Raw genomic sequence first — 14,673 nt, 5'->3', positions numbered from 1 at the left:
TCGTCAGTCACAGGCTCTTGCAGCAGCAACTCGCTGTTGTCGGCTGGCAGGTCGTAGACCAGCTCATCGGCGATCAGGTCAGACGGCTGCTGTTCCAGAACCATTGCTTCTTCAACAAGCAGTTCTTGAGTCAGTATGCCGACAGGAAGATCATGCTCAGGCTCGTCGGATACCAGCTCAATCTGCTCCGGTTCCTGAACGATTGCTTCGTTGGTGATAACAGGTTCAGTATCAGGAAAATGTATAGCATCAAAAGTCTGCACATCGACCTGGGAATCAGCAGCATCTGTTTGCCCATCAGCCTGCTCATCCAACAAACGCTGAATGTCTGCATCAATTGTACTGGCAGGAGTTGCTACGGGTTCAGTTGAGCCCAATACAGGCGTGTCATAAACCGATATGGTCCAGTCAGATGTCTGATTATTCTCGGTAAGCGCATCAGGCCCGATAGAATCAGCCTCGTCAGCAATACGATCGTCGTCGGCATCCAACAGACCCAGCAGTGCAGCATGAGCACCATCGTCGGTACTGTCATCCAGAATGGCATTCAGTACGTCCAGGCCGTCCTCTTCGGAGATAGCCGGAGCTGGAACTTTCAGCAGATTTTCAACAGATAACTGATTGGCAACCGCACGAATCGCCTCAAGAACTTCCGGGACTTCAAGTACCTGGCCAGCTGCCAGACAGTCCATCATGTTCAACAGTTCTTCCTGGCCATTCAAGGCCAGACTCAGCCATTCCGGACGCGGCGATAGGCCAGACGACAATATCTCACGATAGAACTCATACAGAGCACTACACAACTCAGCAATACGAGGTTGTTCCGCTTGCTCCGCACCACCGGCCACAGCTACCAGATCAGAACATAAAGTAGACAATACAGTGTCATCGCCCATTTCTTGCCAGCGACGGATCAGCTGTTCGGCATCCAGCAAAGAATCCATTCCCTGCTCGAGAAACTGGGCAATAGCCTGTGGATTCGGAACGTTATCGGCACGGTCCGCTTCTTCCATAATAGGAAGAAGAAGAGTTCGCTCAATCTGTTCAATACGGCGTAGATAGGTCTGATTACCGCTAATCATGCCACTGTGCAAACGTACTTTGTCACGCAGCGCAGAACCAATCATCGCGGCACCGTCACGAACCAGCTCTGTCAGGTCACGGCTGTTACCAACCTGATACGCACGAAACTCCTTGATTAATCGCTCCAATGGAGAAGCCAGGTTGGCTATTGCAGAAATGCCCGCCATATGGGCGCTGCCTTTCAGAGTATGCAGGGCGCGCTGCACCTGATCCCCCAGCGGGTTTTCATAGTTGGCAGCCGCAGACTCGGCAACAAAGCGATTAACTACGTCGAGATGCCCATTGGCTTCCTGGACAAATACGTCGATCAGGGCCAGATCGTCGTCAGACTCTTCCGTTCCAAGAACCTGTTCAACAACCGGCTGAGACAGAGCCTCTGGCCCCACCACGATTTCAGGCTCAGATACAGATGTATCAACAACAATGGCTTCCGCCAATGGCAATTCCGCGGCAGCCTCAGTCGTATCAACAGAAACGACAGAAGTATCAGTATCTGACGATCCTTCGTACTGAGCTGTCCGATCGTCCTCTTCGGCATCACCGCTGCCATCGGGCCGCGTTGATGCTGTAGCTGATTCACGACCATGCGCTGTAACCGGTGCATCTGCCACCGGTACATCATCGACCTTGAGGTATTGCTCAAGAGCAGGAACCGGCTTACCGGCGGCAATGGTAAACGCGTAATCCATAAGAGGCTGAGTATTTATGGATGTACCACGACGGCATCGGAAATCATCAATCAACAGCGGCAGATTTTCGAGAACGTGCTGAACGATATCCATCATGTTGTCAGAAACATTGATGGTTTTATCGATCACACGGTTGAACATATTTTCAATGGACCAGGCCAGTTCACCAATCACCATCGCCTGTACCATGCGACCACTACCTTTAAGAGTGTGGAATGCACGACGCACGGTGGTCATGGCTTCATTGTTCTGCGGATTAGCGCGGAACTGTGGCCAGTATTCATCAAGAGTTGCTGTTACTTCTTCGGCTTCTTCCAGGAAAATCTCGATGATTTCATCATCAATCAGATCACTGTCTTCTGGTTCGGCAACCGAAGGAGCTTTCACCATGTCGTAAGCTGGTGCTGCAGAACGCACTGGCGCAGCAACCGGAGCTGGAACCACAACTGCTGGTTCTTCAGCCACCACAACCGGTTCTTCAGCAACCACCACAACCGGTTCTTCAGCAACCACAACAGCTGGCTCTTCAGCAACTACAACAGCAGGTTCTTCAGCAACCACAACAGCTGGCTCTTCAGCAACCACAACCGGCTCTTCAGCAACCACAACCGGTTCGTCAGCAACCACAACCGGTTCGTCAGCAACCACAACAGCTGGTTCTTCAGCAACCACAACAGCTGGTTCTTCAGCAACCACAACAGCTGGTTCTTCAGCAACCACAACAGTTGGCTCTTCAGCAACCACAACAGTTGGCTCTTCAGCAACCACTACCGGTTTTGGTGCGGCAACAGGCGTTTGAGCTACCGTTGGCTTTTCTGCAGGCGCAGTTTCGACAGCAGGAGCAACGGGCTCCGGTTTAGGCAACTGAACGCCTGGCAAACGTGCCAGAGCCCCGTTGGCACGGCTCAGAATATCTTCACCGGCATTGTGCGGATTTTCAGAGTAACGCTCGAGATAATACTCAACACCCGACAAGACGTCGGCGAAGTTATCCAACGTCGTCCAGTCGATACGAGTACCGTTCTGGATAATATCTTCAACAAACGGTGCGGCATGGCGCAATACAAAACTCACTGAGTCCAGCGGTACCATCCCCAGCGAACCAGCGATCGACCGCAACAGCTGGGGAACAGAGCGTAGCTCGCTGGCATCCCACTGATTGGCAACGTAAGCAATAATGGCGTCTTTTACCTGCTCCAACGCATTGCGTGATTCACGAAGAACTGCTTTTTGTTCTTCGGTAAGGGAGCCAGCTGCTACACGCAGATCCAGCTGCCCCTCACGAATCATATTGGCCAGCGTGGCTTCAACGTATAACAAAGCACCAGCGATATCCTGTAACTGCTGATCATGGCTGTTACCAGATGCGATCATGCTATTCAAGGTATTCAGCTGCTCTTGAATAACATCACGGGGCATACCCAAGCCCAACATGGCCATGGTGTCGCAGACCTGTTTGGCAGACGGTTGCGCTTCCTGCAAAAGTACGGCACGAGAGCCGGTATCACGTACGGCCAGGTCAAGTTTATCCTTGATGGCGGTAATTTCTTCAATCAGCGCCGATAGCACCTGACTGATGGTGGCACGGTCAGGACCCGCCAGGGCATCACGCTCTTTCTGAATTTCTGCTTCGCTAGGCAGAGCATTCTCCAGAGCAAAGGCTTCCTGCACGGCACGAATCGCCGGTCCATTAACCTTGGTACGGGCCACAAAAAACAGCAGGTTCTTGACCAGTTCATCCTGGGCTGGCTGATTCAGCTGATCAGCACCTTCCAGAATCAGGGCTTTCAACATCAGGTCGATATCACGCAGATGTTGCTTGGCGCTGCCAGGAATGGATTTTTGACCAACCAGCCATTCGGCAAATGCCATGGCTGGCTGCCAGATAACACCGTTTGGAGTGTGGCCAAGAGTCGTGTGCAGACGTTCGAATACCTTGCGCAGATAATCCTTCGCAGCCGCAGCATCTTTCCCCTGAAACAGTTGTAAGGTAGCCGTCTGGAACATCTGACGGACCTTGCGGATCCACTGCTGGAACTCTTCTGTGCGGAAACGTTTGAGCTGATCGCTGCGCAATACGGCACGACGCACCATGCGTGGGCTGAACAGTGCTGTTTCCGACAGCAGTGCTTCGCCACGCACGGAACGCAGCTCGTTCAGGATTGGCAGCAGTACAATCGGTAGGTCACGGCGACCAACCTTGACGTGATCAAGGTAGTGCGGGAGCTGGATAATCGCCTGCATCAATACCTGCAGACCGTCATGTTCGCTGGCGAGACTACTCTCAGAGAGGCCTTCGGCAACCGCTTCCATTTCTTCGGCCAACAGGGCAGCACCGTAGAACTCGACCATTTGCAGAGTGCCACGGACCTGGTGGAGGTAACTGAAGCAGAACTTCAGCCGACTCTTGTCCTGAGGATTCTCTCCATAAGCCTCCAGAGATTGCTGGGCTTGCTGGAGCGTTTCCTGAATTTCCCCTTTCACCCATTCCAGGGCGATGTAGTCCTGACTCATCGCCTTTCGGTCTCCCTGTTAGTATTGGTTTGCTTGCGAACAAAAGCGGTTACCTTACCGCCACCGACCGACTCCAGTAATGGATTACGCCAGTCGACTATTTCTCCGAGTCCAATCACCAGAATTCCACCCGGTACCAGCCGTTCGGCCAATTCATTCAATATCTCGCGACGACGCCAGCGACGGAAATAAATCAGCACATTCTGGCAATATATAATGTGTTGTGACTGCAGAGGAAATGCTTTTAAGTCCAGCAGATTTACCTGGGTAAAACAGCAACGCTGACGAATGATGTCACTGACCTGCAGTTTTTTGCCGTGCTCCGCATGCAACATGGCATCGGTCCGGAACTCCTGCGGGAACCATTTGATGGCAGTTTCTGGATAACTGGCCGACTTGGCCTTGCGCAATGCAAAGGTCGATATGTCTGTTCCAGTAACTGCATATTTGATGTGAAATGGAGTCAGTTGACGATCTGCCAGCATGGCCAGACTGTAAGCCTCTTCACCAGTCGAGCAACCCACACTCCAGATTTCCAAAGGATTTTTATCCGACAATTGCGAGCGCTGATTGCATATGAAATTTTCTACAAATGCAAACGCATCCGGATCGCGAAAGAACCGGGTTTCCTGAACGGTCAACCGATCAACCAAAGTGTTCCATTCTATGGCACCTGCCGGGCCATCAACTACCCGATTGTAATATTCGGAATAGTCAGTAACCCCGACTTCACGCATCCGGATACCCAGACTGGTTTGCAGAAACGTCCGGCGTTGCTCTGGCATACACATGCCAGTGCGCTCTTCCAGGAGTGCCTGCCAGCGACTGAACTGCTCGTTATCCAGTGCGGATAACGAGCTGATTGCGGGCCGAATCGGATGATTCATACAGAGACTCTATAGCTGTCAGATACTCCACTATCAGAGAACCTGATGTTGCTCCAGCTCTGATTCCGGCAGTTTGAAGCCCGCCACGGATTCACGCAGTTTGTTGGCCATTTCCGCGAGGTTACCAATCGACTTCGCTGTAGCAGTAGTACCTGCAGATGTCTGCGAGGTAATTTCCTGAATAACGTTCATCGTGTTGGAAATATGACCAGCTGAAGAAGCTTGCTGGCGAGCAGCGTTGGAAATGTTCTGAATCAGTTCGGCAAGGTTCTTCGATACGTTTTCAATTTCTTCCAGAGCCACACCGGCGTCCTGCGCCAGACGAGCACCACGTACCACCTCGGTGGTCGTTTGTTCCATCGAGATTACTGCTTCGTTGGTGTCGTTCTGAATCGTTTTAACCAGCGCTTCGATCTGCTTGGTTGCAGCGGCTGAACGTTCTGCCAGACGCTGTACCTCGTCCGCTACCACCGCGAAGCCTCGACCGGCGTCACCCGCCATGGATGCCTGAATCGCAGCGTTAAGAGACAGAATGTTGGTCTGGTCAGCAATGTCCGTAATCAGGGAGATGATGTCACCGATCTCCTGTGAGGATTCACCCAGACGCTTGATACGTTTGGAGGTTTCCTGAATCTGCTCACGGATGTTATCCATGCCGTTGATGGTCGCCTGTACCACTTCGGCACCCTTGTTGGCGATGGCTACCGAACGTTCCGCTACCGCGGAGGATTCCGAAGCGTTCGCGGATACCTGGTCAATGGAGACCGCCATTTCGTTGATCGCAGCAGAAGCACCGGCAATTTCTTGCGCCTGGTGTTCAGAAGCTTCGGCAAGGTGCATCGCAGTGGCCTGGGTTTCCTGGGCCGCGGACGATACCTGTACTGCCGTTTCGTTAATCGCCGATACCAGAGATCGCATCTGGTCAATCGCGTAGTTGATAGAGTCCGCAATCGCGCCCGTGAAGTCTTCGGTTACCGTTGCAGAAGCGGTCAGGTCACCATCCGCGAGGTCAGCGATTTCGTCCAGCAGACGCAGAATAGCCATCTGGTTTTGTTGGTTCTGGGATTCAGTGTGGGCCAGGTCGCGACGAGTAGATTTGTGGTTGGTGTAACCCAGACCAGCCAGCAGCAACACAGCCAAGAGTGCGGAGGCGTACTGGATTGCACGCAGAACGTCACGAGCACCGGATTCCTGAATAATGCTTTCAGACAGTTTGGAAGTCTGGGTCAGCAACACTCGGGAGTTTACGAAGATGGAGTCAGATGCTTCACGTACCTGGAACAGTTCTGGAGAGGTTTCGAGAATTTCGTCTACAGAGCCGGATACGAATTCAAACAGTTCGGATACTTCGGTCAGAGCAGCAACCGCTTCATCATCGGTTACTTTCTGAATGTTCATTGCCTGGTTGCCTTGCAGCATACCGTTCAGCACACGACCGAACAGGGAGGCGTCACGACCGAATGCGTCAGCGGCCATTACCGCGTCCTCACCACCGGTCAGTACCTTACCAACGGAGCGTACAATACGTTCTGCCAACCATGACTGACGTTGTGCAACTACAACCTGATCTGCAGTAGCACCGTTATCCAGCAGAATTTCCACGATTTCATCGTATTCAACCTGCAGCTGAGGAATGGTTTCAGACAGGGTTGCTGCTACTTCGTGCAGCGACAGGATCACGTCCTGGGAGCGAACGATCTGGTCTACGTTTTGCTTAACGCCATCCCACACCTGAGCAACATTGGTCATGGATGCCATTTCGGCAGGTTCCAGACCTGTTTCCGGATCGCCGTTTACCAGTAAATTCCAGCGTTCGTCGAAACGCTCACGAGCAGTACGCAGCTGGGCAAATGCTTCCTTGTTACCGGAAGCCGCTTCTACCGCGTTCGTTGCAATTTCCTGAGACAGAACCCGCAATTCACCCGCGTGCTCAACGTACTGCTCGTCACGCTCCTGAAGGCTGTTAACGTAAAACGTCAAACCAAGGAACAGGCCGAACGAGCACACCAGCAAAACGACCAGTACACCGTTGATCCCATTTTTAAAAACCGTCGAAACGGAGTTACCTGCTTTCGCATTCATGCCCTTGTCTCCAACTCACTGCATGCCTTGGACGGCGTTTCCTTATTTGTCGTTACGCCACAGATCCGGCTAAACCGCAATCTGTAAAAACTCTGGGGATTGCACCAACTCGTCGATACGAAACACACCCCACAGCCGGTCAGAGCGGCGGAAGCCAACACTGACATACGGAGCCAATGCAGATTCTGCATTTTCTACAGCCTGCATGGTGTCGACCGGAAATTGCTGCATACCAAGAACGGCATCTACCAGCAAACCGGTCAGAAAATCACCCTGTTCTACTACCAGCACTCGCCGGGAACGCCAACTGGCCTTGGAAACCAGCCCCAGCATGCCAGCGAGGTCCATCACTGGGACCAGACGGCCACGAATGTTGGCTACACCCAACACCCAGTTGCGTACGCCTGGAACCTTGGTAACACGTGGGGGTTGCAGAATTTCGGCGACCTGGCCCATGTCGGCCAGATATTCCTTGCCACCTAACTGAAAGCCTACTCCCCGCCAATAGGTAACTGCTTCGATCTGCTGTGGCAGGTCAGTGGCGTTACGACGGCTGCGCGCCGCGATATCGGAAAGGAGTTCAAAAGGCTTCATGACTTACCTGGACATTACCGAGTTGATTTCAGACAACAGGATTGCTTCCGAAACCGGCTTGACCAGATAACCACTGGCACCCTGACGTTTGCCCCATACACGGTCAGTTTCCTGATCCTTGGTGGTCACAATAACAACCGGAATATTTTCAGTTTCCGGATCTTTGGTCAGCTGGCGGGTTGCCTGAAAGCCATTGAGGCCAGGCATAACAATGTCCATCAGCACAACATCCGGCTTTTCCTGACGCGCCAGTGCGACACCATCAGCGCCGTTTTCTGCGGTCAGCACTACGTGTCCGTTTTTCTCCAACATACTGCGAAACACTTCGGTTTCGGTTGGAGAATCGTCTACTACCAGAATGCGAGCCATGATTTACCCCTTGATAATGCTTCGCGTACTACGATTTCAGGACTTGACGTACTGTCGGATAGAGCCGAGCAGTTCATCCTTGCTGAAAGGCTTGGTGAGATACTCATCTGAACCAACGATACGGCCTTTGGCTTTGTCGAACAGACCATCTTTGCTGGAAAGCATGATGACAGGAGTAGACTTGAATCGTGAATTATTCTTGATAAGTGCACAAGTCTGATAACCATCCAGGCGAGGCATCATGATATCGACAAAAATAATATTAGGATTGGTATCTGCAATCTTGGCCAGGGCATCAAAACCGTCAGTGGCCGTAATAACTTCACAGCCGACCTTTTGTAACAGGGTTTCGGCCGTGCGACGAATTGTTTTACTGTCGTCGATGACCATCACTTTAATATTCTGAAAATTGTCGTCCATAGAAGGGCCTTAACCATCCAATCTGAGTTTGCTGTTCGGGCCTAGACCGCAAGCTGGTGAGACTACGGTGCACTTTTGTATCACACATTATCAAAGCAGGCTAGGACGATAATCTTGCAAATCTGTTTCATTGACGCAACCGGGCATAATGTAGAATGTGATGCTCGCCCATCCTAATTCCGGAGCAGTAAATGGCCATCAAACTCGGGGTCGTCATGGACCCGATTACTGACATAAACTTCAAGAAGGACACCACTCTGGCGTTATTAAACGCGGCACAACAGCAGGGGTGTGAGCTTTTTTATATGGAACAGAAGGACCTGTATATCCGTGAAGGAAAAGCCATGGCGCAAATGGCGACATTGCAGGTTTTCATGGATCCTGAGCACTGGTTCGAAATGGGTTCCGAAGAGTCCCGACCACTGGCCGACCTCGACATCATCCTAATGCGCAAGGATCCTCCGTTCGATAGCGAGTTTGTTTACAGCACCTATATTCTGGAACTGGCCCAGGAAGCCGGCGTTCTGGTTGCCAATCACCCTCGCAGTCTGCGTGACTGCAACGAAAAGGTGTTTGCCACCCGCTTCCCGCATCTGATGACACCAACTCTGGTAACCCGCCGAGCCGATTTGCTGAAGGCATTCCACCGCGAACACGGAGATGTCATCTTCAAACCCCTGGATGGTATGGGTGGTTCATCGATCTTCCGCCTGAAGCAGGACGATCCGAACGTCAGTGTCATTATCGAAACCCTGACCGCTCACGGCGATCAGCAGATCATGGCACAGAAATATATCCCGGAGATTACAAACGGCGACAAACGCATCCTGATGATCAACGGTGAGCCGGTGCCTTATTGTCTGGCGCGCATCCCGGCTTCCGGTGAAACCCGAGGCAACCTGGCCGCCGGTGGCCGTGGTGAAACCCGCCCACTCACCGATGCTGATCGTCGCATTGCCGAAGAGGTTGGTCCTGAGCTGCGTGCCCGTGGCCTCTACTTTGTGGGTCTTGATGTGATTGGTGATCGTCTCACGGAAATCAACGTCACCAGCCCGACCTGTGTGCGTGAAATCACCCGCGACAGTGGCATTGATGTAGCAGCCCAATTCATCAGTACTTTGTTACAAATGCGAACCTGATCAGGGTCTGCCGGGCTGGCGGTGGACAAACTGGCCGGATCAGCGCAGACTTGCGCAGTTCCGGCTTGACCACGGACAGCCACCCGAAACAGCAGATACAGATATAGAGATGAGCGCAGTAGCCGTAGTCAACAGTTCGGACCGTTTCACCTTCGCAGTTTTCCTGGCTCTGCTGGTTCACGCGGTGATTCTGCTGGGAGTAACCTTTGCGCCAAACGACCGCAACAAGGTTTCCACGACTCTCGAAGTCACTCTGGCCAGTTATAAACAGAACAAGGCTCCCGACGAAGCCGATTTTCTGGCCCAGTCCAACCAGCAAGGCAGTGGCACTGAAGACCAGGCCAAAATGCTGACCACGGACGTCAAGGCCCCATTCCACAGCAACGACATCAATCCTGCGTCGCCGCAGGAGCGTCCGTTGACGGCACCCAAACCAAAGCCGACTGAACGTCGTGAAGTCACCACGGTTGCACAAGCCCGCACTACCGCCCATGTCACGGCAGCCCCGGACAAGACTCCTGATGTGCCCGTTGAAGAAGGCCCGAAACAGCCATTACTCGAACGCAGCCTCGAAATGGCCAGTCTGGAGGCAAAACTCGATTCTCTGCGCCAGAATTATGCCAAGCGTCCTCGCGTCCAACGCCTGACTGCGGCCTCCACCATGAGTGCCAGTGACGCTTATTACGTCAATAACTGGCGCGACAAGATCGAGAAAATGGGCACCCTGAATTATCCGAAAGAAGCTGAAAACTGCTTCAACGATTGCCGTCTGCGGGTTCTGGTTTCGATCAACCCGAATGGCACCATCAACGATTTGCAGATTCTGGAATCGTCGGGCCGTAAGGTTCTGGATGATGCCGCCCTGCGAATTGTTCGTATGGCTGCCCCTTTTGCTCCGTTTACTGAAGAAATGCGCGCCACCACCGACATTCTTGAAATTATTCGTACCTGGCAGTTCAAAGGTAACCGCTACTTGTCGGAAGGCAACTGATGGAACATCTGCACAGCCTGCGCAATCACCTGCTGATTGCCATGCCGCAACTGCGTGACTCCTGGTTCGAAGGAACCGTCACCTATCTGTGTGAACATAATGAAGAAGGTGCCATGGGCCTGGTGCTCAACCGTGACCTGCCGGTAACCTTCGAAGAAGTCTGTGAACAGCTTGATATTCCATTGCTGTCCGGTGTTAATCCGGCCGTGATGAATGGTGGCCCGGTCAGTCCCGAACAGGGTTTTATCCTGCATCAGGAACAGGGCATCTGGGGCTCGACCCTGAGCGTGAATGAACAGGTTCATCTGTCTTCGTCGCGCGACATTCTGGCGGCCATTGCGGCTGCCAACGGTCCTCGTCACTATCGGCTGGCACTTGGCTATGCTGGCTGGTCAGGCGGCCAGCTGGATCGTGAAATCCTCGAAAACTCCTGGCTTACGGTACCGGCGGATACTGAACTGCTGTTTAATACGCCGCCAGAGCAACTGTACAAGGCCGCTCTGGCGCGTCTTGGCATCAGCTCCAGCGCCCTTAACAGCTTCAGTGGACACGCCTGATGAGCCATATTCCTGATCGTATTCTCAGTCTGATGGCCTTCGATTTCGGCACCAAACGCATTGGTGTTGCGGTAGGTCAGCGCATTTCTGGCAGCAGCCGTGAATTATCACCGCTCAAGGCCAAAGACGGCGTTCCCGACTGGGATGTGCTCGACAAGCTGGTTGCAGAATGGAAACCCGATGCCTTTGTGGTGGGGTTGCCGCTCAACATGGATGGAACCAGCAGTGAGATGAGCCTGCGTGCTGCCAAGTTTGCTCGCAAACTGGAAGGCCGCTTGCACAAACCTTCTTACACCCATGACGAACGTCTGAGCAGCTATGAAGCCAAAGGCATCGTGATGGCCAACAGCAACGAGCGGGACTTTGGTCGCCATTCTGTCGATGGGCTGGCGGCCCGGCTGATTCTGGAAAGCTGGATGGAAGCCCATCCGCGCCAGACCGAAGCCAGTGGTTCTGCACCGCAGGGAGAGTAACCGAATGACACTGCCGGACATGAATCAGGTCTGCGAGCAACTGGCGCAGCAGCTGAAATCCTATCTGTCTGATCGCAATATCAGCGCCCCTGTAATGGTCGGAATCCGCACCGGTGGTGTCTGGGTTGCCGAACACCTGCACAAACGTCTGGAACTCACCGACCCGCTGGGCTCGGTGGATATCAGCTTTTACCGCGACGACTTCACCCGCAGTGGCCTGCATCCACAAGCAGCGTCTTCCGACCTGCCTGACAGTATCGAAGGCCGCGACGTGATTCTCGTCGACGACGTCATCATGAGCGGCCGTACCGTACGGGCTGCCATGAACGAACTCTTTGATTACGGCCGACCGGCATCTGTCACTCTGGTGGCTCTGGTCGATATCGGCCGCCGGGAACTGCCTCTCCAGCCTGACCTCTGTGGTCTGGTGCTGGATCTGGAACCCGGCCAACTGGTCAAACTCAGCGGTCCCGATCCGCTGGAACTGACCCTGCTCTGATTTTTTAACCCTGTGGCGATTCAAACGGCTATCAACGGCGACTTATGAACACAGATCCATGCCAGATCCAGCTGACCCCTGACGGCAAGCTGAAACACTTTCTGACCACCGAAGGACTCAGCAAGGAGCTGCTGACCGAAATTCTCGACACCGCCGATTCCTTTATCAGTACCCAGGAACGCGACGTCAAGAAAGTCCCTCTGCTGCGCGGCAAAACCGTGGTTAACCTGTTTTTTGAAAACAGTACCCGTACCCGTTCAACATTCGAGCTGGCAGCCAAGCGTCTGTCCGCCGACATTCTGAATCTGGATATTTCCAAGTCCGCAACCGCCAAGGGTGAAACCCTGATGGATACCTTGTGGAACCTGGAAGCCATGTACAGCGACATGTTTGTGGTGCGCCACGCCGATTCCGGCGCAGCCCACTTCATCGCCAGCCAGGTGACCCCGAACGTAGCCATCATCAACGCCGGTGACGGTCGCCACGCGCACCCGACCCAGGCCATGCTGGACATGCTGACGATCCGTCGTCACAAGGGCCAGATTGAAGGCAAGGTAGTGGCGATTGTGGGTGACATCCTGCACTCACGTGTTGCCCGCTCCCAGATCCACGCGCTCAAGACCCTCGGCGCCGCCGAAGTCCGCGTTGTTGGTCCCGCGACCCTGCTGCCACGTGATATCGAAGCACTGGGTGCCAAGGCCTATTACGACTTTAACCTGGCCCTGCGTGACTGCGACGTGATCATCATGTTGCGTCTGCAGAAAGAGCGTATGCAAAACGCCCTGCTGCCAAGTGAAAGCGAGTTCTACAAACTCTACGGCCTGAGCACCGAAAAACTGGCACTGGCCAAACCGGATGCCATCGTGATGCACCCGGGTCCGATTAACCGTGGTGTTGAAATCGAATCCGCGGTTGCCGACGGCCCACAATCCGTGATCCTCAATCAGGTGAGCAATGGTATTGCCGTACGTATGGCCGTGATGGCGATGGCCATGAGTGGCCAGCAATCCATGCAACAGCAAGCCCAGCAGGACAGCCAGGAGGAGGATCCGGTATGAAATATCTGCACATTCGTAACGCCCGCCTGCTCGATCCACAACAAGGGCTGGATGACGTTCTCGACCTTTATGTCGCTGAAGGCCAGATCCGTGCGATTGGCCAGAAGCCGGCCGGTGGCACCATCGAAGAAACCCTGGATGCCCAGGGCCAATGGCTGCTGCCAGGTCTGGTTGACCTCAGCACCTACCTGAACGAACCGGGTTATCTGCAAAAAGGCAGCATCCAGACTGAAACCCGCGCCGCCGCGTCGGCCGGTTTCAGCCACGTATGTGCCCAGCCACTGACCAAACCGGTGGCTGACAGCCCGGCAGTTATCCAGCTGATTCAGGAAAAAGCAGCAACCGCCGGTTATGCCCGCGTGCTGCCACTTGGCGCCCTGACCCAGGGTCTGGATGGCGACCAACTGGCCAACATGGTGAGCCTGCGTAATGCCGGTTGCCGTGCACTCAGTAACGCCCGCCAGCCGGTCAAGGACAGCTACGTTCTGCGTCGTCTGATGGAATACGCTGCGACCTACGACATCCTGCTGTTCCTGAGCGCGGACGACCGCGCCCTGTCAGCCAGCGGCGTCATGCACGAAGGTCCAACCGCCACCCGTCTGGGTCTGGCCGGTATTCCAGAAACCGCTGAAACCATCGCGCTGGCCCAGCTGCTGCTGCTGATCGAACAGACCGGTGTACGCGCCCATATCAGCCAGATCAGCTGCGCTCGCAGCCTCGAAATGCTGGCCGATGCACGCGCCCGTGGCCTGCGTGTAACCGCTGACGTTGCGCTGGCCAACCTGGTCTTCACCGCCCGTGAAGTGTCCGGTTTTGACAGCCGCTTCCACGTGCAGCCACCACTGCGCGGCGAGAAAGACCGTCAGGCCCTGCTGACTGCAGTGAACCGTGGTGAACTGGCGATCTGCTCCAACCACCAGCCGCACGAAATCTCGGCCAAAAAAGCACCGTTTGCAGACGCAGCGGCCGGCATGAGCATGTACGACTGCTTTATGCCTCTGCTGCTGGAACTGGTACGCAAGGGTGAACTGCATCTGCCTGCGGCTATAAGCGCCCTGTGCCACCAACCAGCCGCGGTGCTGGGTCTGGAACACGGTCTGGTACAAGGTCACCGCTTCAGTGCCACCCTGATTGATCCACAAGCCGTTGGCGGCAAGATCCTGTCCCGAGGCAGCAACCTGCCACTGGATCACAGCGAACTGGCAGGCCGCGTGGAAGCCACCTTCGTGGATGGCCGCATGGTCTACCGTCGTCAGCCTGGCTGATGTCCCTGGCCGGATTATCCCTCCCGGGATAATCCGGCATCCGGCAAACGGCG

Annotated in this window: 13 protein-coding genes; 7 read left to right on the top strand and 6 right to left on the bottom strand. The window is 54.2% G+C overall.

Going from position 1 to position 14,673, the window contains the following annotated elements; translation table 11 throughout:
* The 6 genes from OUO13_RS11380 to pilG form a co-directional block, all read right to left on the bottom strand.
* Positions 1 to 4,286 (bottom strand): Hpt domain-containing protein (locus OUO13_RS11380; protein ID WP_283174010.1); only part of this gene is annotated, 4,286 nt, incomplete at its 3' end.
* Positions 4,283 to 5,173 (bottom strand): CheR family methyltransferase, encoded by an 891-nt coding sequence (locus OUO13_RS11375; protein ID WP_283174009.1) that lies wholly within the window; start codon positions 5,171 to 5,173, stop codon positions 4,283 to 4,285. The genes OUO13_RS11375 and OUO13_RS11380, both read right to left, overlap by 4 nt.
* Before the next feature lie 33 nt (positions 5,174 to 5,206).
* Positions 5,207 to 7,255 (bottom strand): methyl-accepting chemotaxis protein, encoded by a 2,049-nt coding sequence (locus OUO13_RS11370; protein ID WP_283174008.1) that lies wholly within the window; start codon positions 7,253 to 7,255, stop codon positions 5,207 to 5,209.
* 69 nt (positions 7,256 to 7,324) lie between these two features.
* Entirely contained in the window at positions 7,325 to 7,849 is a 525-nt protein-coding gene (locus OUO13_RS11365; protein WP_283174007.1) for a chemotaxis protein CheW, read from the bottom strand.
* Positions 7,850 to 7,852: 3 nt separating this feature from the next.
* Positions 7,853 to 8,218 carry a twitching motility response regulator PilH gene (pilH, locus tag OUO13_RS11360; RefSeq protein ID WP_283174006.1) on the bottom strand — a complete coding sequence of 122 codons (366 nt, stop codon included), beginning with the start codon at positions 8,216 to 8,218 and terminating at the stop codon, positions 7,853 to 7,855.
* Between the two features lie 36 nt (positions 8,219 to 8,254).
* Positions 8,255 to 8,638: a twitching motility response regulator PilG gene (pilG, locus tag OUO13_RS11355; protein ID WP_283174005.1), complete on the bottom strand. Its 384-nt coding sequence runs from the start codon at positions 8,636 to 8,638 to the stop codon at positions 8,255 to 8,257.
* Between the two features lie 191 nt (positions 8,639 to 8,829).
* Here pilG and gshB point away from each other — a divergent pair, with 191 nt between their 5' ends.
* The 7 genes from gshB to OUO13_RS11320 all read left to right on the top strand — a co-directional run bounded on the left by gshB (position 8,830) and on the right by OUO13_RS11320 (position 14,620).
* A complete protein-coding gene (gene gshB, locus OUO13_RS11350) occupies positions 8,830 to 9,777 on the top strand; it encodes a glutathione synthase (protein WP_283174004.1) in 948 nt (315 codons plus the stop codon).
* Between the two features lie 109 nt (positions 9,778 to 9,886).
* Positions 9,887 to 10,768: an energy transducer TonB gene (locus OUO13_RS11345; protein WP_283174003.1), complete on the top strand. Its 882-nt coding sequence runs from the start codon at positions 9,887 to 9,889 to the stop codon at positions 10,766 to 10,768.
* Entirely contained in the window at positions 10,768 to 11,325 is a 558-nt protein-coding gene (locus tag OUO13_RS11340; RefSeq protein WP_283174002.1) for a YqgE/AlgH family protein, read from the top strand. The genes OUO13_RS11345 and OUO13_RS11340 overlap by 1 nt, the downstream gene beginning before the upstream one ends.
* The gene (gene ruvX / locus OUO13_RS11335) at positions 11,325 to 11,798 is read left to right on the top strand and encodes a Holliday junction resolvase RuvX (RefSeq protein ID WP_283174001.1); all 474 of its coding nucleotides are present in this window, start codon (positions 11,325 to 11,327) and stop codon (positions 11,796 to 11,798) included. Before OUO13_RS11340 ends, ruvX begins: the two co-directional genes overlap by 1 nt.
* Before the next feature lie 4 nt (positions 11,799 to 11,802).
* Complete coding sequence (gene pyrR, locus OUO13_RS11330; RefSeq protein WP_283174000.1) at positions 11,803 to 12,297, top strand: bifunctional pyr operon transcriptional regulator/uracil phosphoribosyltransferase PyrR; 495 nt, start codon at positions 11,803 to 11,805, stop codon at positions 12,295 to 12,297.
* Between the two features lie 44 nt (positions 12,298 to 12,341).
* Positions 12,342 to 13,355: an aspartate carbamoyltransferase catalytic subunit gene (locus OUO13_RS11325; protein WP_283173999.1), complete on the top strand. Its 1,014-nt coding sequence runs from the start codon at positions 12,342 to 12,344 to the stop codon at positions 13,353 to 13,355.
* Positions 13,352 to 14,620 carry a dihydroorotase gene (locus tag OUO13_RS11320; RefSeq protein WP_283173998.1) on the top strand — a complete coding sequence of 423 codons (1,269 nt, stop codon included), beginning with the start codon at positions 13,352 to 13,354 and terminating at the stop codon, positions 14,618 to 14,620. Before OUO13_RS11325 ends, OUO13_RS11320 begins: the two co-directional genes overlap by 4 nt.
* The last annotated feature ends 53 nt before the right edge of the window (positions 14,621 to 14,673 follow it).

It is taken from the genome of Parathalassolituus penaei, assembly GCF_026626885.1.
In the GTDB taxonomy this organism is placed as follows: Bacteria; Pseudomonadota; Gammaproteobacteria; order Pseudomonadales; family Oceanobacteraceae; genus Oceanobacter; species Oceanobacter penaei.
The sequence above is the reverse complement of the archived record's forward strand: the minus strand, read 5'-3'. Positions and strand labels throughout refer to the sequence as shown.